Source organism: Bradyrhizobium sp. IC3195, from assembly GCF_020193585.1.
Lineage (GTDB): Bacteria > Pseudomonadota > Alphaproteobacteria > Rhizobiales > Xanthobacteraceae > Bradyrhizobium > Bradyrhizobium yuanmingense.
The window spans coordinates 122,731-145,956 of the sequence record NZ_JADYVG010000017.1 but is presented as its reverse complement, the minus strand read 5'-3'; the positions used below and the strand labels follow the sequence as shown (position 1 = coordinate 145,956).

The following is a 23,226-nucleotide window of genomic DNA, read 5'->3' as shown; positions in this document are numbered from 1 at the left end:
TTCAGCCGCCCAACGATCGTTATCGCGCTGCTGCTGAGCGCAGCATCCCCCACATGCGCGCAGACCCAAGAGAAGGCTCAGGACAGAGCGACGCTGGTGCGCGAGGCCCTCGCTTCGCCTTACGGCAAGGCGCTGACCGCCGAGCTCGGCAAGTCACTGCGCGCAAGCGCCGACCCGGCATGTCTGACGGACAAGGGGTTGGCTGCCGACCAGCTCGAACCGCGCGGCCGCGATATCGTCATCAGATGGGGCACGCGCATGTTGGAAGGCGCATCGGCGTTCATCGACCGGCAGATCTCCGACAATCCATTTGCCGGCGCAGCCGAATTGGAAAGCCTGAAGAGCAATCCGGATGTGAAGCGCTATCTCGCGATGGAAGAGCCGATACGTCAGGCGAAGATCCTGGATTTGATCTTCGAGCATTTCGACCGCTACAACGTGATCGCCCGCGTGAAACTTGGAGGGGTCTATCCATTGCAGACAGACAACGAAGCTCTGCTCCGTCTCAATCCGACCGATGCAACGGAAGAGCGGTTGGAGACGTTCGCCAGGAAGAGTCGCTCGAAGGCGCTGAAACGTTTCCTGCAATTGTCCGATCAAGAGGCGATTGCGCAGAGTGCGGCGATCAAGAAGGCCTCCTCGCGGCCGCCGTTTCCGCACACTTTCTTCAAGGGCGTCGAGACCGACCTCGCCGAGCTCTGCATTCGCTCGGGCCAATAGCGATCAGGTGTCCCGTGCCTGCAGCGCCGCCTCCAGCGCCTCGCTCGAGCACGGCTTCTGCAGCCGGGGCCGGCCCGCCAATTCGGGCGGAATGCGCACCTCGGCGCCGTAGCCGGTGACGAACACGAACGGAACCTTCAGCGCGATCAGCCGCTCGGCGATCGCAAAGCTCGTCTCGCGGATCAGCTCGACATCGAGCAGCGCGAAATCGGGTCTCCGTTTCGCAATGGCGTTCAACGCCTGCGTCACCGAACCCACGGTCCGCACGGCGGCGACACCAAATCCGAGCAGGCGATCCTCGAAATCGATCGCGATGATCGGATCGTCCTCGACGATCAGAACATCGGCCGGCCAGCCTGTGCCATTGGAGTGTGCAGGTACCATGATCGCATCTTGGTTTGGGGGTTTTTGGATCAGGACTGCCGCGACACGATGCCTGCGCGCAGCGCATCGGAGGGTTCCCGGAACGAAACTCACCACATCATCGTTCTCTGGTCTGTCCACTTGTGCACACAGGAAACGGATGGAACTCGCTAAGGTGAAAGGAAGGGTGGGAGTTCAGAATGGATGCGCGTATCGGCAAGATCACCGAGGTCGAGAGCCGGCCGGCCAACAATCTGCTGCGGCGTTTGAGTCAGGTCGACTACGGCCTCGTGGCGCCGCACGTGACCGTCGAGGACTCTGCAGCCGGGCACTTGCTCTACAATCCCGGCGATGACGTGCAGGTCGTCCACTTCCCCTGCGGCCCGTCGCTCGCGACTTTCCTCGTCCCCAACGAGGATGGCCGCGACGTCGAGACCATTCTGGTCGGCCGCGAAGGCGCCGTGGGCGGCATCGTCAGCGAGGGATTTCTGCCGGCCTATACCCGGATCTGCGTCAAATTCGGTGGACCGTTTGCGCGCATTCACGTTGCCAAGCTGGAAGCAGCCAAGCTGCGCTCGGCGTCGCTGCGCAACGTCTTTGCCCGCTATGCCGATTGCATGCTGGCCCAGATCTTCCAGTCGACCGCCTGCAACGCGATCCATTCGATCGAGCAGCGCACCGCCAAATGGATCCTGGCGGCGATGGAGCGGACCGGCGACGAGACCAGTGTGCCGCTGACCCACGAACAGCTCGCGACTTTGCTCGGCGTTGGCCGCTCCTATGCCAGCCGCGTGCTTCAGTCGTTCAAGGCCGAAGGCGTGCTCGACACGCGGCGCGGCTCGATCCTCGTCCGCAACCGCGACGGCCTGAGGCTGCGCGCCTGCCTGTGCAACGATGCGGTGAAGATGCATTTCGAGGAGGTGCTGCGCGGGGTCTATCCGACCGAGGAGCGGGAGGCCGGGTAAGCGGTTCTTGCTTTCTTCCTTCTCCCCCTGTGGGAGAAGGTGGCGCGAAGCGCCGGATGAGGGGTTCTCTCCGCGCTCACACTTGCAAATGAGTATGCGGAGAGATACCCCTCACCCCAGTGAGCCTGTGTCTGCGAGCGGTGATGCCCTCTCCCACAAGGGGAGAGGGCGCAATCATGCGCATCGCGCTGTTTGAACGTAGCCGTGCTATACTGGCCCCGCATGAGCGGGGCTTTCCTTCACACTCTCTTCGACATTCTGGCCTGGCTGGCGGCGGCGGCCGCCGTCTATTGGCTGTCGCGACGGGGCTTGCAGTTTCCCTCGCAATCCTTCGCGCTGCCCTATATTGCCGCGCTGGTGTTTGGCGCAGGCATGGGCGCCTATCTGTTCGGCTCCGCCAATCTGTGGCTGTCGGGGCAAAGCGGCATTGCGCGCTCGGTCGAGGGCGGGCTGGCGGGCGGCATCGTGGCGATCGAGCTCTACAAATGGTCCGCAGGCGTCACGGTGCGAACCGGCGCGCGCTTCGCGCTGCCGCTGGCGCTCGGCATCGCGATCGGCCGGATCGGCTGTTACTTCGCAGGGCTCGACGATTTCACCTATGGCACGCCGACGGCGCTGCCCTTCGGCCATGATTTCGGCGACGGCGTTCGCCGCCATCCCGTGCAGCTCTACGAGAGCGCGGCCATGGCGCTGTTCGCGCTCGGCTATGTGCTGGCGGTCTTGAACCGGAACGCGTTCACGATCACCAATGGTTTCTACCTGGTGCTCGCCTATTACGGAGCGCAACGCTTCCTATGGGAATTCCTCAAGCCCTATGGCACGCTGATCGGGCCCCTGACCCTGTTTCACCTGCTGTCGCTGTCCGTCCTGCTCTACGCCGCATTCATGCTCGCGACGGCACCCAAAGCGAGACGCTTACAAAAAGAGTCACTTGCATGAACGCGCCGTTGCGTAAGTCGCGTCCCTACATCTTCTGGGGCCAGACCCAATCTCTTTGCGAGATCTGCCTGAAGCTGGTGCCGACCAAGATCCAGATTCTCGGCAACGAGGTCTGGTACGAAAAGCGCTGCAGGGAGCACGGCGTGCAATCGACGTTGGTGTCGACCGATGCCGCCTATTGGCGGCTGTGCAAGGATTTCATCAAGCCGGGCGACCGGCCGCTGCAATTCCAGGAACGAACCCAATTCGGCTGCCCCTATGATTGCGGTCTCTGTCCCGACCACGAGCAGCATTCCTGCCTGGCGCTGATCGAGATCACCGAGCATTGCAACCTCACCTGCCCGGTCTGCTTTGCGGAGTCCTCGCCGGCACGAACCAAATTCACGCCGCTCGCGAAGGTGGAGAAGATGCTCGACGCGCTGGTCGCCAGCGAAGGCGAGCCCGATCTCGTGCAGATTTCCGGCGGCGAGCCAACGCTGCATCCCGACTTCTTCGCGATCCTGGACGCCGTGCGCGCCCGGCCGATCCGCCACGTCATGATCAACACCAACGGCCTGCGCATCGCCCGCGAAAAGGATTTCGTGGCGCGGCTCGCCGAAAATAGGCGCGGGCTGGAGATCTATCTCCAGTTCGATTCGCTGCATCGCGATGCGCTGATCAACCTGCGCGGCGCGGACTTACGGAAAATCCGCCAGCAGGCGCTAGAGAATCTCGAGCATTACGGCATCTCGACCACGCTGGTCGCGACCATCAAGCGCGGCGTCAACGACTCCGAGATCGGCGACATCGTGCGCCACGCGCTGACCTGGAAGTGCGTGCGCGGGGTGACGTTGCAGCCAGTCCAGGATGCCGGCCGCAACGAGAGTTTCGACAAGAATACCGACCGCATCATGCTGTCGGAAATCCGCAAGCGCGTCGTCGAGACCGGCGTGTTCGGGGACAAGGACATGATCCCGCTGCCCTGCAATCCTGAGAGCATCTCGATCGGCTATGGCCTGCGCAACGGCGAGAAGGTGCTGCCGCTGACCTCGTTGATTCCGCAAGAGCAGCTGGTTGCGGTGATGCCAAACACGATCAGCCCGGAAAAGTATCCGATGCTGCGGGAAAAGTTCATCGACCTGTTCTCGCTCTCCTCAGGGCCCCTCAACACGTCCGAGCGCGTCTGCGAATTGTTGTGCTGCCTGCCGAGCTTTCAGGTGCCGGACGGGCTCACCTACGAAAACGTCTTCCGCGTCACCATCGTGCAGTTTCTCGACCGCTTCAATTTCTGCGTCGGCAACGTCAAGCGCAGCTGCATCCATTTCGTGACCGAGCAGGGGGCGATCATCCCGTTCGACACCTACAATCTGTTCTATCGGAATGGCGCCATCTCCCGGATTCGCGCCGGGCTCGAGGGGCAAACCTATCAGGAGGCGAGGCAAACCGAGGAGGCACCACGATGAGCGACACGCCACCGCCGGTTCTACCGCCACCCGCACCAACGCCCGGCCCAGCTCGCAGCGGTTGCCTCACCGCGCTGATGGCGATCGCCGGGATCTTCATGCTGCTGCCAGGTCTCTGCGCACTCCTGTTCGGCGGAGTGTCGATGTTCGAGGACGGCAAGATCACTGGCGACATCGCGCCGTTCGTCCTTCTGGGACTGGTCGTGGGCATCGGCGGGGTCGCCATGATCTGGGCGGCCATCAAGGGGCGCAGGGTCCCCGCTCACCCCCCGACCCAGCCCTAAGCCCCGGGGATTCCCGGACAAAATTCAGTCAACCAACGGTCAAAGAACACATTGTTTTTTGGCCGTTTTTGCATATATTGCGCCGCAACGCGCAGGGCGCCCGGTCTGATATGGCCGGGCTTCCTTTTTGGGCGGAAAGCGCCCCGTTTCCAGTCTTCCAGCGTTGTTTCGAGAAGAGGTCCCGGTCCGACCGGCGAGATCGCGCTTAACCCATTGTTCGACCGCAAAGAAGCTCACTCATGAATCTTCGTAACGTCGCCATCATCGCCCACGTCGACCACGGCAAGACGACCCTGGTCGACAAACTCCTGCAGCAGTCCGGCACGTTCCGCGAGAACCAGAAGGTGACCGATCGCGCCATGGACTCCAACGATCTGGAGCGCGAGCGCGGCATCACCATCCTGGCCAAGGCGGCCTCGGTGCAGTGGAAGGACACCCGCGTCAACATTGTCGACACCCCCGGCCACGCCGATTTCGGCGGTGAGGTCGAGCGCATCCTCAACATGGTGGACGGCGCCCTGGTGCTGGTCGACGCCGCCGAAGGCCCGCTGCCGCAGACCAAATTCGTGGTCTCCAAGGCGCTTAAGGTCGGCCTCAAGCCGATCGTCGTCATCAACAAGGTCGACCGCCCTGACGCGCGCCCGACCGAAGTCATCAACGAGGTGTTCGACCTGTTCGCGGCGCTCGATGCCAGCGAGGAGCAGCTCGATTTCCCGATCCTCTACGGGTCGGCCAAGCAGGGCTGGATGGCGGATAGCCCCGAAGGTCCGCAGGACAAGGGCATGGAGCCGCTGTTCGACCTGATCCTGCGCCACGTGGCCCCGCCGAAGGTCGAGGAAGGTCCGTTCCGCATGATCGGTACCATCCTCGAAGCCAACCCCTATCTCGGCCGCATCATCACCGGCCGCATCTCTTCCGGCACGCTGAAGCCGAACCAGCAGGTCAAGGTGCTGAACGCCGACGGCAAGCTGGTCGAATCCGGGCGCATCACCAAGATCCTGGCATTCCGCGGCCTCGAGCGCACCCCGCTCGATGAAGCCGAAGCCGGCGACATCGTCGCGATCGCGGGCCTCACCAAGGGCACCGTCGCCGACACCTTCTGCGACCCGACCGTCGAGGTGCCGCTGCCGGCGCAGCCGATCGATCCGCCGACCGTGTCGATGTCGTTCATCGTCAACAACTCCCCGCTCGCCGGCACCGAAGGCGACAAGGTGACGAGCCGCATGATCCGCGACCGTCTCCTGCGCGAAGCCGAGGGCAACGTCGCGCTGCGCGTCGTCGAATCCGCCGACAAGGACGCGATGGAAGTGTCGGGCCGCGGCGAACTCCAGCTCGCGATCCTGATCGAGACCATGCGCCGCGAGGGCTTCGAGCTCTCGGTGTCGCGTCCGCGCGTCGTCTACCAGAAGGACGAAGCGACCGGCGCAACCATGGAGCCGATCGAGGAGGTCGTGATCGACGTCGACGAGGAGCATTCCGGCGTCGTCGTGCAGAAGATGAGCGAGCGCAAGTCCGAGCTGATCGAGATGAAGCCGTCCGGCGGCAACCGCCAGCGCCTGGTGTTCTACGCGCCGACCCGCGGCCTGATCGGCTACCAGGGCGAATTGCTCACGGACACCCGCGGCACCGCGATCATGAACCGCCTGTTTCACGGCTATGCCCCGTACAAGGGCGAGATCCAGGGCCGCCGCAACGGCGTCTTGATCTCCAACGACCAGGGCGAAGCGGTGGCTTACGCCATGTTCAAGCTGGAAGACCGCGGCCCGATGATGATCGAGCCGGGCTGGAAGGTCTATCGCGGCATGATCGTCGGCGAGCACACCCGCGACAACGATCTCGAGATCAACGTGCTCAAGGGCAAGCAGCTCACCAACATCCGCACCACCTCGAAGGACGAGGCGGTGCGCCTGACCCCGCCGATCCGCATGACGCTGGAAAAGGCGCTCGCCTATATCGAGGACGACGAGCTCGTCGAGGTCACCCCGAAGTCGATCCGCCTGCGCAAGAAGCACCTCGACCCGAACGAGCGCAAGCGCGCGGAAAAGGCCAAGGAAGCGGTGGCGTAGGAGTTACCCGGGTTCGCCCGGCGCATCCTCGCCGCGACTGATGAAGCCGATCGTCGTTGTCTCGTCGGAGAGATTGATCGCGTCCCGCAGAGCCGCAAGATGCGGTGCCTTCCAGGTATCGGGTTTCCGGTCGACATTCCAATAGGCGGTGTGGGTGAAGAAGTCCGCACCGCCGGCCAATCTCGTCGAGACCGGGAGGTCAACGATGTGCCGGCCGAAGATCGGGGCTAACGGTCCACCGATCACGTCGCCCCAGAAGATCTGTTCGATCGGGAAATAGATATTGGTCCAGCGCGTTAACCCGAACAGCGCACCGTGGTGGATCTGCCGAATCTTCTTCCTCGGATTGTCGAAGGCCAACAAGCCATCCTGCTGGAGCCGCTTCGGCGGACAGGTCGGAAACTCGCGCTCTTCGACACGACGCCTGAAATCTGCGCGCAATCTCTCGTGTCCATCCTTCTCGGCGGTATCGGGATCCTTTGCCTCTTCGCACATCAAGAAATAAGCGTGGGATAGTGCGCTTCCGAGCGTGACGAAGTCGGTCACCAGCCAGCTCTTGAACTCCCGCTGTTCGACAGGCCGCCTGACGGTCACGTCGGCGATGTTTGCGATCAACTGCCGTGCCTTGCGGCGAAGCTCCACTTTCTCCTCATGGGTGGCCACTTTCTCGGGCTGCCACGGCGCACCATCGACGTCCAAAAACTCCTGGCCGAGCAACGTGACAGGCGGCAACTCGTCGCTAATCCTGCTGAAATAGGCCCGCAGCATATCGTAGGCGACGACAGTGCCTAGGCTGTGAGCGACAACGACAATGCGGTCGTATCGGCCGCTTTCATGCAGACGCGCCAGCGTGTCTACGGCCTCTTTCCGGATGGCCCGACGAACGGCGACATTGGCCGGTGAGCCGCGGAAATAACGCGCGGCATCGCCGAGATAGGGCTGGAGGAACGCACCGTTGGCGGCGAGATAGATGCCGATCACACCAAATGCGATCGGAGCGCTCCAGGGCGAATTCAATCCCCAGGGCCAAGCCTTGAGCACCGTTTCGGCCAGTGATCTGTCGTACCAGTACTGATCGGCCCAGATGAAGGCAAGGGACATGAGTAGCGAGACCGCGAGTGTACGCCAGAACGCGCGCAATCCTTGCTGTCCCATCACAAGGTACGTCGTCAGCAACGCATACAAGGTCGGAAGACCAATCAGCGTCAAGATCTCGGCGCCGTCGAGGAATCCGTTTCCGCCGGGGAAAGTACCCTCAAGCCAAAGATAGCCGAGGCCAGCGGCGAAACCCGCGACGCAGAAGGCAGCCAGCCACGGGACGAGACGAAGAGCCTGCCATTTGAGTGCGACGCAAAGGCCGAACACAAGACTGCATAGAATTAGAAGCAAGGGCGCAATCAGGATATTTTGCGCGCTGGTTTCCGAGAACAGCAACACGCCCCTGATTGCCAGCACGGCAAACGAGAGGTTCATCAGGCACAGAAAGATGGACGCGGTCCACCAGAGCGCATTGAGTCCGGTTCTCATGACCGGCCCCTTGCGGCACAACTCGTAGAGCCAGAGCAGCACGGCGACCGCCTTGGTTTCGCTCATGAGATGAGCCCAGTAGAGCTCGTGAAAATCGGCCACGCGCTTGTCCGCCGATCCCGGCACCTCGCTGGTCGTCATCACCGTCAGATCGATGTCGACGCCGCTCTTCTCCGGATGCGTCCAGAGCTTGTTGGCTTTGTCGTCGGGATTGCCTTCGTTGTGCCAAACGCCGCGGATGACGCCGCGTACAGTTTCCAGCGCGCGCTGGCTGCCGATACCGTGAACTACCAGAATTGCGGTTCGCTTGTGCTCTACACCCGGGTCGATGTTCGGCATGGGGAAATTCCTCGAAGAATGGATTGAAGAGAATGCGAAATTTGAATACAACCTTGGCACGAAAAACAAGGCGGTTCGGATCCGATGACTTAGCGATCTTCGTCACAAAAGTCGCGCAACCGGAGACAAGGTGGCATCCGGAATCCGCGTGCGCTGCGGAAGGTATGCGCCGGCCCGGCTTCAGCACTCTTCGCGAACGTGCTAGAGCCCGCCCATGACCTCCCTCCCCTCCTCCGTCGACGTCGCGATCATCGGCGCCGGTGCCGCCGGCCTCGGCGCAGCGCATGCGCTGCATGGCTCCCGCCTCTCGGTGATCGTGCTGGAGGCACGTGACCGGCTCGGCGGCCGGGCCTGGACGGTGCAGGCCTCACCCGAGGTGACGTTCGACGTCGGCTGCGGCTGGCTGCATTCGGCCGACAAGAACTCTTTCGTGCCGATCGCGCGACAGCTCGGTTTCGAGCTCAACAAGGACCTGCCGCCCTGGCGCGAGCGGGCCTACGGCAATGCCTTTCCGGAAAGCGAGCGCGACGATTTCATGCGCGCAATGGACGCGTTCTATGAGCGTCTGTGGGAAGCGGCGCAAACAGGTAAGGACGAGGCCGCGAGCTCGCATTTGGAGCCCGGTAATCGCTGGAATCCGATGATCGACGCGATCTCGACCTATATCAACGGCTGCGAGCTGAAGGATATGTCGACGCTGGACTGGGACGCCTATGAGGACACCAACTTCAATTGGCGCGTCCGCCGCGGCTATGGCGCGCTGATTGCGGCCTATGGTGCGCCCTGCCCGGTGGCGCTGAATTGCAATGTCGCGCTGATCGATCATTCGGACAAACGCGTCCACATCGAGACGTCGCGGGGCGCGCTGACCGCGGACAAGGCGATCGTCACCGTGCCGACCAATCTCATCGCGGAAGAAGCCATCCGCTTCTCGCCGCCGCTCCCCGCAAAGGTGAACGCAGCGGCGGGCCTGCCGCTCGGCGTCGACGATAAGGTGACGCTGGCCCTCGATGACGCCGAGACCTTTCCGACAGAAGGCAATCTACGCGGCGCCACCATGCGCACGGAGATGGGCACCTATCACATCCGCCCGTTCGGCCAGCCCTGCATCGAGGGCTTTTTCGGCGGCAGCTTTGCCCGCGCGCTGGAAGATGCCGGCGACGGTGCCATCGCCGCCCAAGCCATCAGCGAGATCGCGGGTTTTCTCGGCAACGATATCCGCCGCAAGCTGAAGCCGCTGTATGAATCGCGTTGGGCCCGCGATCCCTTTGCGCGGGGGTCGTATTCGCATGCGCTGCCCGGCCATGCCGGCGACCGTGCCGTGCTGGCTGCGCCGGTGGATGCACGTCTGTTCTTCGCGGGCGAGGCGACGTCGCCGACCTTCTTCACGACCGCGCATGGTGCACGGGACAGCGGCGAGCGGGCGGCGAAGGAAGTGCTGGCGGCTCTGGGCAAGCCTTAGCTGCAAGCTCCGTCATTGCGGGCTACTCGATCACTCGCGCTCGCAAATCCGCATCTGGCACGAAGCAGGCGTCATACTTTCCGAAGATGCGATAGCGGTTGCGCGCGACGAGGCTGTAGACCGCATCCCGCAGCGGCTTCGGCAACACGAATAATGCGCGCACCCAGCGCCAGCCTGGGAGTTGCGACAGCACCGTCAGCACAGCATCCGACTTCATGAACACCTCGCCGCCGTGGACAACCGCGTTGGTGTCGGGATCATCGGGGTCGATGCCGAACGTGCGCGCGAGCCGGGCGCCATAATCCGACTGGATCGGCGTGAACCGAAACTGCCTCGCCGTGTCGCGCTTGGCGACGAAGCGGACCCAGCGTGAGCAGAAGATGCAGACGCCGTCGAACAGAATGACGTCGTCCTCAGGCCATTTGGGCATCAGACTCTCTTTTTGACGCGTTTTCTTCACGCGAACCGGAATCCACTTCGCTCGAAAACGCTATCGGTTATCCAGCATCAGGAGCGCGACGACCATCAAGACGATCGCCGGCCCGGTCTTCACCAGCGCGCCAAGCGGCTCGATCCAGAGGTCGGGCGTCAGGATCGCCGCGCCCAGCATATAGCCGAGCGAAGCGAAGATACCCGCGACCAAGCCGATCGCAGCCGTTCGGCGGAAGGCGATCAAGACACCGATGCTCATGTCCATCAGGCTGGTGCCGATGGTGATGGGATCAACCAGCGCGGGCGGAAAGTTGTGCGCGGTCAAAATGCCGGCGGCGGCACCGTAGGACACGAACAAGGCGATGAAACCGGAGACGACCCAGAACGCGACCAGGCTTGCGAAAATCAGCGCCTTGACCAGGAACAGGCGCGCGAACCATTTGTCCTGGATGCTGGCAGGATGGCGTCCGATCGCCTCAGCCAGATGCTTCGGCGCGATACCCGTCGCGGCGCTCCACGCTGACGGATCGCCAGTCACGCCGCGACGCAGCTCGGCAATGGCGGTCGAGCGCATCGGCGGCGTCCAGCCGAGATAGCAGGCGACATCGCCGAGTTTCACGCCGAGATCGAGCAGGAAGCGGGGCATCGCGATGCGCGGCCAGCCGTCCGTGCCGAACGCATGGCGAAACGGCTTGATGACGCCGGCCATGGTGATCGGTTCGGCCTGCATCAGGTCCCAGCTCACCGCCCTCAACGAGGCATCGTCGATGTCGCGCGCGGCGAGCCAGGCGATGGTCGCCGTAATATCCTCGAGCGCCACGGGCTGAAATGGCGTTGCCATGTCCTTGGCCGGCAAATCGATCGGAAAGGCTGCAAGCGCGCGGAGCATGGCGCTACCGCCATAGGCTGACGGTGCGACCACGAAGCCGGGCCGCAGGATGGCATGAGGAATGCCGCTAGCCCCGATCAGGCGCTCGGCCTCGCGTTTGGTCGTAGCGAAGGCGGTGCGGTCCGCCTCCGCGGAGCCGGGGATCGAGATGTGCACCAGCCGGATTGCGCGGCCGCTGCCGCCGATCGCCCGAAGCAGTCGCGCGACGAAATCGCGATGCACCGCGCTCGTGTTGCTGCCGGGGCCATCCTGGAGCACGCCGAGACAGTTCACGACGACGTCTACCGCGTGCTCGCTGAGGAGACGCGTCAGCGCGGCCGTGTCGAGGATGAGGATCGGCAGCTCGATGTCCAGCGCGCTCATCCTCTGCGCCGGCGACAGGCTCCGCGCCACGCCGACGACGCGAAAGCCCCGCGTGCGCAGATCGTCGGTGACGAAGCGGCCGATCAGGCCGGAGGCGCCGAGCACCAAAACGGTTCGCTCACTCATCGCTTCTCTCAAAACGGTTTCGCGATCATCAGCCACAGGATGGCCATCGTCGCGCCGAAGCCGGGGAAGCCGAACGCGAACCAGCGGCGGAATAGCACGAAATAGCGCTGTGGGAGCGCACTGCGCTGCGCAGCAGCCTTGCGCGCGAGGTCGCGCATCTCGATCTGCATGAACACGACCGGCACCCAGAACAAGCCGGCAATCGCGTAGAGCGCGAGTGAGGCCAGCAGCCAGCGCTCCGTGATCGAGGTCGCCGACAGCATCATCAGCACGCCGCCGCTGACCGGCTGGAGGATCACGGCCGACACCGTGAAGATCGCATCCGCGATGACCACGACCGAAGCGGTGCGGGCGATGAACTCCGGGTCCTGCGTGCGATGCGCCATCAGCATGAAGAAGGCGATGCCGGTCCCGGTGCCGAGAATGACGATGGCGCCGAGGACGTGAACAAATTTGAACAGGAAATACAGCGTCATGGCTTCTTGGTCGCCACAGGCTTGGGCGGGTTCAGCGCCCGCGCGAGCTCGCCGCTGGCGGCTTTGACGCCGGCTTCGGTTTCGATCATCCAATGGCCTTCGCTGCCGACGGCCGGCAGCGGGCGAAACTCAGCCTTGCCGCCCGTGCCGCGAAACGCATCGACGAGTTTCTGCGAGAATGCCGGCGCGAAATAGCTGTCATTGGGCGCAACGAGCCAGGTGACGGGAATGCGCGCGGTCTTGCCGAATTCCGCTGCGGCGGCGAGCAGGGTGTGCGGCGCGCAGATTCGGTTCGGCTCATCATTGGCATGGCCGCCGCGTCCCGGTGCAAACACGGTGATGGCGGAGATCACCTTCGGATCGGCACCGGCGAGCGCCAGCGCACCCCATCCGCCGGCGGAATGGCCGATCACGATCGCGCCATCCTTGCGGATGAAATCCTGCTTTTGCAGCTGGACCAGCGCCAGTTTGATTGCGTCGGCCGTTGCGCGGCCCGAGCGCGTGTAGTCGGGCTCGCCGCAGCCGCCCTGATCCTCGAGGTAGCGGCCGCCGGTGGCACCATGGCCTGGCCGCTCCGGCACCAGCACGGCAAAGCCGCGCGCGACGAGATAGCCGGCGAGCGGGCGGTATTCCGGCTGCGGCATTTGCACCCGACGTAGCGTGTTCTGCGTCGAGGCGTGTGCGATCACCGCGAGCCGGAACGGACCTGGGCCCGAGGGGCGAAACAGCAGGGCATGCGCAGCAAGATCTGTATCCGGCGTTGGCACGCGCCATTCCTGCCGACGAAACGGTTCGCCCTCCTCTCCCGATGGACCGAACCTGACCTCTGCGCACAGAGGCGGCGCGGTCAGCAAGGCCAGCAGAGGCAGGAGCGCGATGGTATTGAGGAGCCGCATGAATTGCCGAGGGCGAACAAGAACAGCGACAGGCACACTAGTAGGAACGAATCACAATGAGCGGACTTTCTGCGGTGCCCATTGCCGTTCCTTCGTTGCCGCAAGCAACAGGAGTTTTGCACCGACGGCACGCACGCAGGTGCCCTCGGAGTTGCCGTCCTGTCTTTTTTCGGCACAACTCGGTTGAAATACTGATGCAGAAAGTCCACAGGTTAACCGATAATTAACGATAGGTCTTGCCGCCGGCGCGGCGACTTGGTTTGATCGCGTCCATGAGCACAACCCTGATCGAGGTCCGGCCGGCCAAAGCCGCAGATGCAACTGCGGTGGCGTCGACCCATGACGAAGCCTGGCGTTCGGCCTATCAGGGCATCATTCCCGGCGCCGAGCTGGAGAAGCTGATCAACCGCCGCGGTCCGCAATGGTGGGACAGCGCGATCCGCAAGGGCAGCCGCGTCAGCGTGCTGGTGTTCGGTGACAAGATCGCGGGCTATGCCAATTACGGCCGCAACCGGGCCCGCAGCCTGCATTTCGACGGCGAGATCTACGAGCTTTATCTGCGGCCCGAGTTTCAGGGCCTCGGCTTCGGCCGCCGCCTGTTTGCCGCCGCCCGCCGCGACCTGATGCAGAGCGGGCTGAAGAGCATGGTGGTGTGGGCGCTCTCGGACAACGATCCCGCTACCGAGTTCTACCGCGCCCTGGGTGGTCGCATGGTGGCGCGCTCGTCGGAGCGTTTCGGACCGAAGGCGCTCGACAAGGTTGCCTTCGCTTGGACCAATTGAGCTGCTGAAACCCTAGCCGGGCAGCGTTCCCATCCGTCGATACCGCAGGCCGCTTGCGCCGGTGATCACCGGATTCATTATTTCACAAAAACGCGATGGATCAGCGGGCCAAGCCCGCGTATGACAGCGCCAAAATCGCTGCCGGGCGCGATTTATCCTCGGCAACAACGGAGCCTTGAATGCGTATCGATGCGGTCTCGATCGGAAAGAACGTCCCCCACGACGTCAATGTCATCATCGAGGTCCCCGTGGGCGGCGAACCGATCAAGTACGAGATGGACAAGGAGGCCGGCACGCTGGTGGTCGACCGCTTCCTCTACACGCCGATGCGTTACCCCGGCAATTACGGCTTCATCCCGCATACGCTGTCGGATGACGGTGACCCCTGCGACGTGCTGATTATCAACACCCGCGCTATCATCCCCGGCGCCGTCATGAGCGTGCGCCCGGTTGGGGTGCTGTTCATGGAAGACGAAGCCGGCGGCGACGAGAAGATCCTGGCGGTGCCGTCGTCCAAGCTGACGCAGCGCTACGACAAGGTGAAGTCGTATTCCGATTTGCCTGACATCACGCTGCAGCAGATCCAGCACTTCTTCGAGCACTACAAGGATCTCGAAAAGGGCAAGTGGGTGAAGATCCTGCGCTGGGGCGGCCCGGAGGAAGCGCACCAGCTGATCCAAGAAGGCATCGAGCGCGAGAAGAAGAAGAAGGGCTGATCCGCACGGTCATTCCGGGGCGCGTCAGAGCGAACCCGGAATCCAGAGGTCGGGGCGCGAGATTCCGGGTTTGGCTCTGCGAGCCGCCTCGGAATGACGCTCAACTACACCGCCGGCTTCGGCAGGCCGGCGATCGCGCAGGCCGCGCGGAGCGTGTTCACCAACAGGCACGCCACCGTCATCTGGCCGACACCGCCCGGCACCGGCGTGATCGCGCCGGCAACGGCAAGCGCTTCCTGATAGGCGACATCGCCGACGAGGCGCGTCTTGCCGTCCTCCTTCGGGATGCGATTGATGCCCACATCGATCACGGTCGCACCCGGCTTCAGCCAGTCGCCGCGCACCATCTCTGGCCGGCCCACCGCCGCATAGACAAGATCCGCTTTCTTCACGAGGCCAGGCAGGTCGCGCGAGCGCGAATGCGCGATCGTCACCGTGGCGTTCTCGTTCAGCAGCAATTGCACGAGCGGGCGGCCGACCAGGTTGGAGCGGCCGATGACGATGGCGTTCATGCCTTCGAGCGAGGCGTGCACGCTTTTGGTCAGGATGATGCAGCCGAGCGGGGTGCAGGGCGACAGCGCCTCGAAGCCGCCGGCGAGCCGGCCGGCATTGTTCGGATGCAGCCCGTCGACATCCTTGGCGGGGTCGATGGCGTTGATGACCGCTTCGGTGTTCAGCCCCTTCGGCAACGGCAATTGCACGAGAATGCCGTGCACGGCGGGATCGCGGTTGAGCTTTGCCACCAGCGCAAGCAGGTCTGCCTGGGAGACGTCGGCCGGCAGCTTGTGCTCGAACGAGGCCATGCCCGCGGCCTGGGTCTGGGTGTGTTTTGAACGGACATAGACTTCGCTGGCGGGGTCGTTGCCGACCAGGACCACTGCAAGGCCCGGCACCAGATTGTGCTCGCGCTTGACGCGGGCGACCTCCTCGGCGACGCGGCCACGGAGCTCCGCCGCAATGACTTTTCCATCGATGATATCAGCGGTCATGTCCGTTCTCTCAATCTGTCGGTTTGGCCGATGTGAGCTGGCGCAGGGTTTCGCCGAGACGCGCCGGATCGCCGTCGACCGCGATCTGCTTCAGCCGCGACGTGGCTCCGGATAGCAATTTTACATTGCTCTTGGGCACGCCGAGCGATTTCGCCAGCAGCGCCAGCACGGCCTTGTTGGCCTCGCCGCCATCGGCAATGGCGCGCACCCGCACCTTGAGCACGCTGCGGCCATCCGAAAGCTGCTCGATCCCGTCGATGTCGTCGCGGCCGCCGCGCGGCGTCACCCGCAGCGCGATGCTGATTCCTGCGGCCGAGTAGCGCCAAGGGTCCTTAGGGCAAGGCTCCTGACAACAAGGCTCCTTGTTGGCAACCAAGGCGCTCCCGCCCGCTTAGACCACGTTCGGGTAGATGTAGTACAGGATCACCCGCTCGATGAACATGATGATCAGGATCAGGATGATCGGCGAGATGTCGAGACCGCCGAGGCTGGGCAGGAAATTGCGAATCGGCGCCAGCAGAGGCTCGGTGATCCGGTAGAGGAACTCCGCCACCGCCGACACGAACTGGTTACGCGTGTTCACCACGTTGAAGGCGATCAGCCAGGACAGGATCGCGGAGGCGATCAGCAGCCAGACGTAGAGGTCGAGCACGATGATGACGATGTCGAGAACGGCACGCATGGCTTATGAGGCCTCTGGCTTTTGGAAACTCTGGCTCGGTCGGGATTGACGCCCCGTTTGCTAGATATCGGTTCCGTCAGGCCCAAACAAGGGAAGTCGGCACCCTGAGAGCTAAAACCGGGTTACGCCCGTCCTTGACTTGACCTTGGCGGGGACTTAAATGGCGCCCGGTTGTCGGCCGCGTTCACCAGAGCGGCCAGCAAAGGGGCCATAGCTCAGCTGGGAGAGCGCGTCGTTCGCAATGACGAGGTCGGCGGTTCGATCCCGCCTGGCTCCACCAGCCTTCGCTCGCTTCGCGAGCTACGGCTAGGCAAGCCAGCCGTGCTCTCTCGTAGCGAAGTGAGCGAAGGCTGTCCCGCCATAGCCCGAAGGGCGACGGCGGACCCTCTCCGTGAACTCCCCCTACCTCCCCGTAAACCTTGGCGGCCGCTTCTCCATGAAGCTCGCCACGCCCTCCCTGAAATCACTCCCGTTCAGCGCCACCATCATCTCCCTGTTGGCCTCGATCGTCGCCTCGGCCAGCGTCTGGAACGGCACCTCGTAGAGCTGGCGCTTGATCACGGCCATCGCGCTCGGCGAGACGAAATCGGCGAGATCGCGCGCGTAAGTATACGTCTCTTCACGCAGCTTCTCCGGCGGACAGAGCCGGTTGACCAGCCCGATCCGCAGTGCCTCCTCGCTCGACACGCGCCGCGCCGAGAGCAGCAGATCCAGCGCATTGGCGTGGCCGACGATGCGCGGCAGCATCCAGCTGATGCCGTGCTCGGCGATCAGGCCGCGCCGCGCGAAGGCGGTGGTGAACACGGTGTTGTCGGCGGCAAAGCGAAGGTCGCAATAGAGTGCATGCACCAGTCCAATGCCTGCCGTCGCGCCGTTCAGCATGGCGATCACAGGCTTCTTGATGGAAGGATAATAGCCGTACCGCGTCTGCCAGTCTGGCCGGCGATTCATGTCGAACGGCGGCAGGTTCGAGGCGCGCCTGACGTCGTTGGGATCGAGGCCCTTCAGCGCATCCATGTCGGCGCCGGCGCAGAAGGCGCGGCCCGCGCCGGTGAGGACGATGACGCGGACATTGTCGTCGGCGCTCGATGCCTCCATCGCGTTGCGCACGTCGCGCTCCATGACCGGCGTCCATGCATTCATGCGATCGGGGCGGTTGAGCGTGATGGTCGCGATCTTGTCGCTCACCTCATAGAGAATGTGTTCGTAGGCCATGACGCTCTCCCTTGTTTGCCGGCACGCGTTCGCACGCGCTCGTTAGAAGCGAGCCTAGCATACCCCGGGATGGGAGAAGGACTTGCGCCAAGGACCTGCGCCAAGGACTTGCGCGAAGCCGCGATTACTCGGCGGCTTGCGCCAGCATCGGCCGGCGCTCCAACCAGCCGTCGAGGAAATGATCGAGCCAGGCGCGTTCGGCGACATCGTAGACGGCGCGATCCGCGAAATGATGATGCCGCTGCCGTGCACCGGGCGCGCTGAATCCGTCATAGCCGCGCGTGGTCCAGCGGCACATCATCGCATAGGTCACATCGGGGTGGAACTGCACGCCGAAAGCATTGCCCGTGCGGAACGCCTGCACCGGGAAATCATCGCCTTCGGCGAGCAAGTCGGCGCCTCCAGGCAGCTCAAAGCCCTCGCGATGCCAGTGATAGACCTGCGCCGGCCAGTGCGGGCAGAGCGCGCGGCCCGCGGCGGTCGGCCTGATCGGGTAGTACCCGATCTGCGTCAGCGCCTGCGCATGCGGCGCGACACGGGCCCCGAGCTGCATCGCCAGCATCTGCGCCCCTAAGCAGATGCCGAGCAACGGGCGCTGCTCGCGGAGCGGAATTTCGATCCAGTCGATCTCACGGCGAATGTAGTCGTCGGAATCATTGGCGCTCATCGGCCCGCCGAAGATCACGGCCCCGGCATGCTGATCGAGCGTCTCGGGCAGGGGATCGCCGAAGCGAGGACGGCGGATGTCGAGGCGGTGGCCGAGCGCGCGCAACGCATTGCCGACGCGGCCGGGTGTCGAGCATTCCTGATGCAGGACGATCAGAACCGGCAGCCGGGTTTCAGCGGCGGCGACGCTCGCCGCCCTCTGTGGGAAGGCGACCACCTCTGCGCCACCAAACCTGTCCGTCCGGAACGACATGGCCTCTGCGAGTGCTATCGGTTCAGACCGCCAGCATAGCTAAGCGATGGTTAACATCGTGTGAGTTTGCGCACACACGCGCACGTCTGGAAGCAAGCTCCGGGCCACTACGGACGCGGGCGGCGGCGTTCAGCGCCGCTGCCGCTGGAACCGGCTAGTGGCCGCCAGGATGAAGCCGCGTGGGAAGAAGCGCAGCGCGAACGGCACAATCTTGTTGCCGAGGCCGGGCAGCACTGCCCGTTTGTTGGCCATCAGAGCGCGATACGCCTCCCGCGCAACCTCGGCAGCTGAGACGTTGAGAAAGGCCGTGTCATGTTGCGAGCCGACGCCGGCGCGGGCCTGGAATTCCGTGGGGACCGGGCCCGGGCAAAGCACGGTGACACGGACGCCGCGGGGAGCGAGCTCCGCCCGCAATGCTTCGGTGAAGGAAATCACATAGGCCTTGGATGCGTAGTACACGGCCATGCCGGGGCCGGGCAGGAAGCCTGCAACCGAGCCGACATTGAGAAGACCGCCCTTGTTCCGGATGAGCTGATCGGCGAAGCGCAGCGACAGATCCGTCAGGGCGCGGACGTTGACATCGACGATACCGAGCTGCGCGACGCGATCGCGCTCGATGGCATCGCCGAATACGCCGAAGCCGGCATTGTTGACGAGATGATCGAGCTCGACGCCTTCGGCGGCAAGTGTCGCGGCGATCCTCTCACCGGCATGCGGGTCCTCGAGATCGCAGGCGATCACGATCGGCTTCTTGCCACCCTTGGCGGCGATCTCGTTCGCGAGCGCTTCGAGCCGATCCACCCGTCTCGCCGTCAATGCGAGGCGATGTCCATTGGCGGCAAACACACGCGCCAGCTCCATCCCGATGCCCGCCGAGGCACCGGTGATCAACGTTACCCGCTCATTCACGATCGAAGTCTCTTGAAGTGAAGTCTGTGGTCCCGGCAATACCAGAACGAGAGCATAAGCCGTGCGCGCCAGGCAAGCGGCGCTGGCAGCATGGCTGCTTGTGAGAGCGACAGTGGAAGCAGGAAAGACCGGTATTTGCAGTCGAATCCGCAGAAGCGGGGGACCGCCGGGCTTATATTAAAGTTTCGTCATGTGGCTCGCAGGCCAGGCAATCCGCCGGGGACCGGTCCGACGGCGCGATCCCTGACCTGGCCACCGGCACGCTCCGCAATGGCGTGCTTCAGCTCGATCCGGTCACGCTGGGAGATGCCGAGCAGGTCGGACGCGCGCCAGACCACATTGTCCTCGAACTCGCTGACCTCTCCGTCGGCATAGACCAGCTCCCACATCATCTGCACGATCCGCTTGCGACCCGCTTCGTCGAGCGAGCGCATGATGACGCTGGTGAAGTGATAGAGGTCGACGGCCTCGCCTTCGACCTGGGTGGCGTCGGCGATGAGACGGTCAGCGGTGCCGCGGTCGAGCCCGAAATGGCTTTCGATCAGGCTGTGCAGCTTGCGCTGCTCGGCCGCGCTCGGCTGGCCGTCCAGCGAGACCACATGGACCAGCAGCGCGGTCGCGGCCAGCCGGTAATCGCTGTCGCCAAATGCGCGGTCCTGGGCTTGGGGACCGACAATGTCGGCGATGAATTGGCGCAAGCCGTCGAGCATAGGTCCTACCGAGATTGATGACGCCGCAAGGAGCGCGGCCGTTACCAGCATTATATGAGCAAGAAACCCAACCGGCGCAACGTGCGTCAGTTCCGCGCGCGTATTACGTTTCGGCAATCTGTTCAGCGTCATTCCGGGGCGATGCGCCAGCATCGAACCCGGAATGACGAATGATGCCTCACGGTATCTCGTACACCACCATCTTGTCGGCGATGCCACGGAGCGCGGCCTGCTTCTGGATCGGCTTGATGGCGCGCTGCTCGAGCACCTCGGCGACTGCGGGAGCGTCCAGCACCGGGCCGGTGATGTGGATCTCCTGCGCGGTCGACAGGCTCTGCACGCGGGCGGCGATGTTGACGGTCTGGCCGAAATAATCCTGCCGCTCGTTGAGCATGACTGCGAGGCAGGGGCCTTCGTGGATCCCGATCTTGAGAATGAGGTCGTTGGCGCCGCGCTGCTTGTTCAATTCGTCCATCGCCGCGCGCATGCGCAGTCCCGCGGTGATGGCGTGCTCGGGCCTGACGAAGGTCGCCATCACGGCATCGCCGATCGTCTTCACGACCGCACCCTTCTCGGCGGCGATGATCTCCAGCAGCGCGCGAAAATGCGCCCGCACGAGGTCGAAGGCATTGAGGTCGCCGACCCGCTCATACAGCGCCGTCGAACCCTTCAGGTCGGTGAACAGGAACGTCAGGGACGTGATCTTCAGTCGCTGGTCGACATTGAGGTTGTCGGCCTTGAAGACGTCGCGGAACGTCTGGTTGGACAGCATGCGCTTGGCGGTCAGGATCGGCTTGCGCTTGCCGATCATCTCGTGCAACGCGTGGTCGGCAATCCAGACCGAGGGCAATACGCGACTGTCCGATTGGTTCTCGAGCATGAGACGCAACGGTCCGGGGCGCATCACGGTGGTCCCCGTCGGCGCCTCCAGCTTGTTGAACATGATCGACAGCTGCTGACGCTCGCTGGTCGGCTCACCCTGAACGTCCAGGAAATGGGCGGAATGGGTGACCGGCTCGAACACGATGATGAACTGGCTCGGCAGATTGAGTGAGAGGATCGCCTTCTCGCCGGCGGGCAATTCGAGGGCTTCGAGCGTTACCTGGTTGATCAGGCGGGAAAAGGATTCGTCGTTGATGTCGACGCCTGAGCTCCAGAACATCTGCCGCACATACTCCCAGATCGGCAACGTGTCGGGATCATGAGCACCGATGCGGCGGACCCGCGGGCTGACGGTGAAGGCCACTTCGACCATCTCGTCGACGGAGGCCTCGTATCCGGCGGCGCAGAGCGCGCAATTGTAGTCGTCGTGCTTCAACGACTTCAGTGTGGCGTGCGCGCCCAGCACGCCTCCGCAGCCGGGACACAGCACGTTCCAGCTCATGTCGAACAGGCCGAGCCGCGAGGCGTGCAGGAAGCCGGAAATGACCTTCTCCTGGTCGAGCCCGGTCCGGTCGGCAAAATCCAGCGCATTGATCCGGTTGAGATCGCGATCATGACCGTTGGCGATCAGCTGCGCGATGGCCTCCACCACAACGGAATCGGCGGTCTGCTTCAGAACGGAGAACTGGGCCTGGATGTCGCTCATGGCGGAACTCTATGTAGGCCGGGTCACGCCAGCGGCCAGACGCGAGCCTGTCACCGACGCGTGATGCGGAACAGGGGTGAATGGTCCGGCTGGGTGGTGACGACGCCGAGCGGAATTACGGGGGTCGCGGGGTCGGCAAGCTCGATTCGGTACGCTCCGATCAGCCGCGCCAGCGCCAGCACGGATTCGGCTTGGGCAAACGGTGCGCCGATGCAGACGCGCGGACCTGCGCCGAACGGCAGGTAGGCAAAACGGTCCGGCGCCTCCTGCGACATGAAGCGCTTTGGAATGAATGCGTTCGGCTGATCCCACAGCTTCTCGTGCCGGTGCAAGAGCCAGGGCGCGATCATGATGATGTCGCCCTTGCCGATCTCGACGCCCGCCGCATTGTCCCTATCGCGCGCGGCACGCGCGACCAGGAAGGCCGGCGGATAGAGCCGCATGGTTTCGTCGATCACCGCGCGGGTGAATTTCTGGCGATCGATGTCGGCCATGCTGTCGAGATGCTCGCCGCGGGTCTCGGACGCCACCTCCTCCTGCGTATCGGGATCGAGCGCGAGCAGGTAGAGCGCCCAGAACAGCGCCGTCGCCGTGGTCTCATGACCGGCGAGGATCATGGTCGCGACCTCGTCGACCAGCTGCTCGTCGGAGAAGCCCTGGCCCGTCTCGGGATCGCGTGCCTCGTCCATGAGATCGAACAAATCGCGCGGCGGCGCACCGTCCTTCTTGCCCGCCTTACGCCGCTCGGCGATCAGCATGGCCACGAACTCGGTCCAGCGCTTGCGGAAACGGGCGCGGGCAAAATCCATCGGGCTCGGCCAGGACACCGGCAGCACCATGTCGAGGAAGTACGGACGCCCCAACCGCGCGGCATATTCCATGATGAAGTTGCGCAGGGTTGCGCCGTGCTGGTCCATGCCGAACGAGAACATCGTGCGACCGGCGATCTCAAGCGTCATGCGCTGCATGATCGCGCGCAGGTCGACCGGCTCACCGGTTTGCGCGTCCAGCTTGGCGATGGTTTCGTCGAGCACGGCCGTCATGTGCGGAACGAGGTTTGCGGTCGCGCGCGGCGTGAAGGCCGGCGCCAGCGTGCGGCGCTGAAACGTCCAGGAATGACCTTCCGCGATCAGAAGGCCGTCGCCGAGCACGGGGCGCAGCATGCGGATGCCGGCCGGCGTGCGCGTGTAGTTCTCGTAATTGCTGAGCAGCACGTGCCGGATCGCGTCCGGCTGGTTCAGGATGAAGCTATTGCGGAAGAAGAAGCGGCCAGAAATGACCTCTTCCTCGTAGGCGCGTTGACCCCAGGTCGCGATCATATTCTGCCTGATGACCGCGAGCCGGCCGAAGAACGACATATCGTCGGGCGCTCGCGGAGGAGCCGGAGGGGTGATGGGCCGACGCACGCTGGCGATATTCATGGCTCT

General features: G+C 63.8%; 24 protein-coding genes and 1 tRNA gene. 10 read left to right on the top strand and 15 right to left on the bottom strand.

Going from position 1 to position 23,226, the window contains the following annotated elements; all coding sequences use genetic code 11:
* The first annotated feature begins 96 nt into the window (after positions 1-96).
* Positions 97-720: a hypothetical protein gene (locus I6F09_RS27130; RefSeq protein WP_225189469.1), complete on the top strand. Its 624-nt coding sequence runs from the start codon at positions 97-99 to the stop codon at positions 718-720.
* Between the two features lie 3 nt (positions 721-723).
* Here I6F09_RS27130 and I6F09_RS27125 read toward each other — a convergent pair whose 3' ends face one another.
* Positions 724-1,104: a response regulator gene (locus I6F09_RS27125; protein WP_225186435.1), complete on the bottom strand. Its 381-nt coding sequence runs from the start codon at positions 1,102-1,104 to the stop codon at positions 724-726.
* A gap of 179 nt (positions 1,105-1,283) precedes the next feature.
* On the opposite strand from I6F09_RS27125, the gene I6F09_RS27120 reads away from it, so the two are divergent.
* From I6F09_RS27120 to typA, 5 genes are all read left to right on the top strand, one after another.
* Positions 1,284-2,048 (top strand): helix-turn-helix domain-containing protein, encoded by a 765-nt coding sequence (locus tag I6F09_RS27120; RefSeq protein WP_036002835.1) that lies wholly within the window; start codon positions 1,284-1,286, stop codon positions 2,046-2,048.
* A gap of 222 nt (positions 2,049-2,270) precedes the next feature.
* A complete protein-coding gene (locus I6F09_RS27115) occupies positions 2,271-2,987 on the top strand; it encodes a prolipoprotein diacylglyceryl transferase family protein (RefSeq protein ID WP_225189477.1) in 717 nt (238 codons plus the stop codon).
* Positions 2,984-4,429 carry a radical SAM protein gene (locus I6F09_RS27110; RefSeq protein ID WP_225189468.1) on the top strand — a complete coding sequence of 482 codons (1,446 nt, stop codon included), beginning with the start codon at positions 2,984-2,986 and terminating at the stop codon, positions 4,427-4,429. Before I6F09_RS27115 ends, I6F09_RS27110 begins: the two co-directional genes overlap by 4 nt.
* Positions 4,426-4,713 carry a hypothetical protein gene (locus tag I6F09_RS27105; RefSeq protein ID WP_074447589.1) on the top strand — a complete coding sequence of 96 codons (288 nt, stop codon included), beginning with the start codon at positions 4,426-4,428 and terminating at the stop codon, positions 4,711-4,713. Before I6F09_RS27110 ends, I6F09_RS27105 begins: the two co-directional genes overlap by 4 nt.
* A 239-nt stretch (positions 4,714-4,952) precedes the next feature.
* Positions 4,953-6,779, top strand: coding sequence for a translational GTPase TypA (gene typA / locus I6F09_RS27100; protein ID WP_036002847.1), 1,827 nt, complete (start codon positions 4,953-4,955; stop codon positions 6,777-6,779).
* Between the two features lie 3 nt (positions 6,780-6,782).
* Here the strand turns inward: typA and I6F09_RS27095 are convergent, their stop codons facing one another.
* A complete protein-coding gene (locus I6F09_RS27095) occupies positions 6,783-8,645 on the bottom strand; it encodes an exosortase/archaeosortase family protein (RefSeq protein WP_225127913.1) in 1,863 nt (620 codons plus the stop codon).
* A gap of 214 nt (positions 8,646-8,859) precedes the next feature.
* On the opposite strand from I6F09_RS27095, the gene I6F09_RS27090 reads away from it, so the two are divergent.
* Positions 8,860-10,107, top strand: coding sequence for an NAD(P)/FAD-dependent oxidoreductase (locus tag I6F09_RS27090; protein ID WP_225127914.1), 1,248 nt, complete (start codon positions 8,860-8,862; stop codon positions 10,105-10,107).
* Positions 10,108-10,129: 22 nt separating this feature from the next.
* On the opposite strand, the gene I6F09_RS27085 is transcribed toward I6F09_RS27090, so the two are convergent.
* The 4 genes from I6F09_RS27085 to I6F09_RS27070 are packed head-to-tail and all read right to left on the bottom strand — an operon-like array spanning position 10,130 to position 13,289.
* Positions 10,130-10,537 carry a thiol-disulfide oxidoreductase DCC family protein gene (locus I6F09_RS27085; protein WP_036024199.1) on the bottom strand — a complete coding sequence of 136 codons (408 nt, stop codon included), beginning with the start codon at positions 10,535-10,537 and terminating at the stop codon, positions 10,130-10,132.
* Positions 10,538-10,597: 60 nt separating this feature from the next.
* Positions 10,598-11,917, bottom strand: a complete 1,320-nt coding sequence (locus I6F09_RS27080; RefSeq protein ID WP_225189467.1) for an SDR family oxidoreductase — start codon at positions 11,915-11,917, stop codon at positions 10,598-10,600.
* A gap of 8 nt (positions 11,918-11,925) precedes the next feature.
* Positions 11,926-12,393, bottom strand: coding sequence for a DUF2269 domain-containing protein (locus I6F09_RS27075; protein WP_225189466.1), 468 nt, complete (start codon positions 12,391-12,393; stop codon positions 11,926-11,928).
* Positions 12,390-13,289 (bottom strand): alpha/beta fold hydrolase, encoded by a 900-nt coding sequence (locus I6F09_RS27070; RefSeq protein ID WP_057025833.1) that lies wholly within the window; start codon positions 13,287-13,289, stop codon positions 12,390-12,392. Before I6F09_RS27070 ends, I6F09_RS27075 begins: the two co-directional genes overlap by 4 nt.
* Positions 13,290-13,561: 272 nt before the next feature.
* On the opposite strand from I6F09_RS27070, the gene I6F09_RS27065 reads away from it, so the two are divergent.
* The gene (locus tag I6F09_RS27065) at positions 13,562-14,071 is read left to right on the top strand and encodes a GNAT family N-acetyltransferase (RefSeq protein ID WP_024338772.1); all 510 of its coding nucleotides are present in this window, start codon (positions 13,562-13,564) and stop codon (positions 14,069-14,071) included.
* A 179-nt stretch (positions 14,072-14,250) separates the two neighbouring features.
* A complete protein-coding gene (gene ppa / locus I6F09_RS27060; RefSeq protein ID WP_036002867.1) occupies positions 14,251-14,787 on the top strand; it encodes an inorganic diphosphatase in 537 nt (178 codons plus the stop codon).
* Positions 14,788-14,891: 104 nt separating this feature from the next.
* Here the strand turns inward: ppa and folD are convergent, their stop codons facing one another.
* The 3 genes from folD to I6F09_RS27045 are packed head-to-tail and all read right to left on the bottom strand — an operon-like array spanning position 14,892 to position 16,458.
* Positions 14,892-15,776: a bifunctional methylenetetrahydrofolate dehydrogenase/methenyltetrahydrofolate cyclohydrolase FolD gene (gene folD, locus I6F09_RS27055; protein WP_036002869.1), complete on the bottom strand. Its 885-nt coding sequence runs from the start codon at positions 15,774-15,776 to the stop codon at positions 14,892-14,894.
* Positions 15,777-15,786: 10 nt separating this feature from the next.
* Positions 15,787-16,152 carry a DUF167 domain-containing protein gene (locus tag I6F09_RS27050; protein WP_051056859.1) on the bottom strand — a complete coding sequence of 122 codons (366 nt, stop codon included), beginning with the start codon at positions 16,150-16,152 and terminating at the stop codon, positions 15,787-15,789.
* Positions 16,153-16,167: 15 nt separating this feature from the next.
* Positions 16,168-16,458, bottom strand: coding sequence for a YggT family protein (locus I6F09_RS27045; protein ID WP_036002872.1), 291 nt, complete (start codon positions 16,456-16,458; stop codon positions 16,168-16,170).
* A gap of 204 nt (positions 16,459-16,662) precedes the next feature.
* Between I6F09_RS27045 and I6F09_RS27040 the strand changes: the two genes are divergently transcribed.
* Positions 16,663-16,738 (top strand) — tRNA-Ala (locus I6F09_RS27040).
* Positions 16,739-16,860: 122 nt separating this feature from the next.
* On the opposite strand, the gene I6F09_RS27035 is transcribed toward I6F09_RS27040, so the two are convergent.
* From I6F09_RS27035 to I6F09_RS27010, 6 genes are all read right to left on the bottom strand, one after another.
* The gene (locus I6F09_RS27035; protein ID WP_036002884.1) at positions 16,861-17,673 is read right to left on the bottom strand and encodes an enoyl-CoA hydratase; all 813 of its coding nucleotides are present in this window, start codon (positions 17,671-17,673) and stop codon (positions 16,861-16,863) included.
* 124 nt (positions 17,674-17,797) lie between these two features.
* Entirely contained in the window at positions 17,798-18,592 is a 795-nt protein-coding gene (locus I6F09_RS27030) for a glutamine amidotransferase (RefSeq protein WP_109142003.1), read from the bottom strand.
* Positions 18,593-18,721: 129 nt separating this feature from the next.
* A complete protein-coding gene (locus I6F09_RS27025) occupies positions 18,722-19,501 on the bottom strand; it encodes an SDR family oxidoreductase (RefSeq protein WP_109142002.1) in 780 nt (259 codons plus the stop codon).
* 188 nt (positions 19,502-19,689) lie between these two features.
* Complete coding sequence (locus tag I6F09_RS27020) at positions 19,690-20,211, bottom strand: TerB family tellurite resistance protein (RefSeq protein ID WP_225142336.1); 522 nt, start codon at positions 20,209-20,211, stop codon at positions 19,690-19,692.
* A 178-nt stretch (positions 20,212-20,389) separates the two neighbouring features.
* The gene (locus I6F09_RS27015) at positions 20,390-21,799 is read right to left on the bottom strand and encodes an adenylate/guanylate cyclase domain-containing protein (protein WP_036002893.1); all 1,410 of its coding nucleotides are present in this window, start codon (positions 21,797-21,799) and stop codon (positions 20,390-20,392) included.
* A gap of 50 nt (positions 21,800-21,849) precedes the next feature.
* Complete coding sequence (locus I6F09_RS27010) at positions 21,850-23,220, bottom strand: cytochrome P450 (protein ID WP_036002897.1); 1,371 nt, start codon at positions 23,218-23,220, stop codon at positions 21,850-21,852.
* Between the last annotated feature and the right edge of the window lie 6 nt (positions 23,221-23,226).

Bases quoted from the DNA above. Each gene is read 5' to 3' on its own strand.
- I6F09_RS27125 (WP_225186435.1), bottom strand. From the start codon at position 1,104: ATGGTACCTGCACACTCCAATGGCACAGGCTGGCCGGCCGATGTTCTG.
- I6F09_RS27120 (WP_036002835.1), top strand. From the start codon at position 1,284: ATGGATGCGCGTATCGGCAAGATCACCGAGGTCGAGAGCCGGCCGGCC.
- I6F09_RS27115 (WP_225189477.1), top strand. From the start codon at position 2,271: ATGAGCGGGGCTTTCCTTCACACTCTCTTCGACATTCTGGCCTGGCTG.
- I6F09_RS27110 (WP_225189468.1), top strand. From the start codon at position 2,984: ATGAACGCGCCGTTGCGTAAGTCGCGTCCCTACATCTTCTGGGGCCAG.
- I6F09_RS27105 (WP_074447589.1), top strand. From the start codon at position 4,426: ATGAGCGACACGCCACCGCCGGTTCTACCGCCACCCGCACCAACGCCC.
- typA (WP_036002847.1), top strand. From the start codon at position 4,953: ATGAATCTTCGTAACGTCGCCATCATCGCCCACGTCGACCACGGCAAG.
- I6F09_RS27095 (WP_225127913.1), bottom strand. From the start codon at position 8,645: ATGCCGAACATCGACCCGGGTGTAGAGCACAAGCGAACCGCAATTCTG.
- I6F09_RS27090 (WP_225127914.1), top strand. From the start codon at position 8,860: ATGACCTCCCTCCCCTCCTCCGTCGACGTCGCGATCATCGGCGCCGGT.
- I6F09_RS27085 (WP_036024199.1), bottom strand. From the start codon at position 10,537: ATGCCCAAATGGCCTGAGGACGACGTCATTCTGTTCGACGGCGTCTGC.
- I6F09_RS27080 (WP_225189467.1), bottom strand. From the start codon at position 11,917: ATGAGTGAGCGAACCGTTTTGGTGCTCGGCGCCTCCGGCCTGATCGGC.
- I6F09_RS27075 (WP_225189466.1), bottom strand. From the start codon at position 12,393: ATGACGCTGTATTTCCTGTTCAAATTTGTTCACGTCCTCGGCGCCATC.
- I6F09_RS27070 (WP_057025833.1), bottom strand. From the start codon at position 13,289: ATGCGGCTCCTCAATACCATCGCGCTCCTGCCTCTGCTGGCCTTGCTG.
- I6F09_RS27065 (WP_024338772.1), top strand. From the start codon at position 13,562: ATGAGCACAACCCTGATCGAGGTCCGGCCGGCCAAAGCCGCAGATGCA.
- ppa (WP_036002867.1), top strand. From the start codon at position 14,251: ATGCGTATCGATGCGGTCTCGATCGGAAAGAACGTCCCCCACGACGTC.
- folD (WP_036002869.1), bottom strand. From the start codon at position 15,776: ATGACCGCTGATATCATCGATGGAAAAGTCATTGCGGCGGAGCTCCGT.
- I6F09_RS27045 (WP_036002872.1), bottom strand. From the start codon at position 16,458: ATGCGTGCCGTTCTCGACATCGTCATCATCGTGCTCGACCTCTACGTC.
- I6F09_RS27035 (WP_036002884.1), bottom strand. From the start codon at position 17,673: ATGGCCTACGAACACATTCTCTATGAGGTGAGCGACAAGATCGCGACC.
- I6F09_RS27030 (WP_109142003.1), bottom strand. From the start codon at position 18,592: ATGTCGTTCCGGACGGACAGGTTTGGTGGCGCAGAGGTGGTCGCCTTC.
- I6F09_RS27020 (WP_225142336.1), bottom strand. From the start codon at position 20,211: ATGCTCGACGGCTTGCGCCAATTCATCGCCGACATTGTCGGTCCCCAA.
- I6F09_RS27015 (WP_036002893.1), bottom strand. From the start codon at position 21,799: ATGAGCGACATCCAGGCCCAGTTCTCCGTTCTGAAGCAGACCGCCGAT.
- I6F09_RS27010 (WP_036002897.1), bottom strand. From the start codon at position 23,220: ATGAATATCGCCAGCGTGCGTCGGCCCATCACCCCTCCGGCTCCTCCG.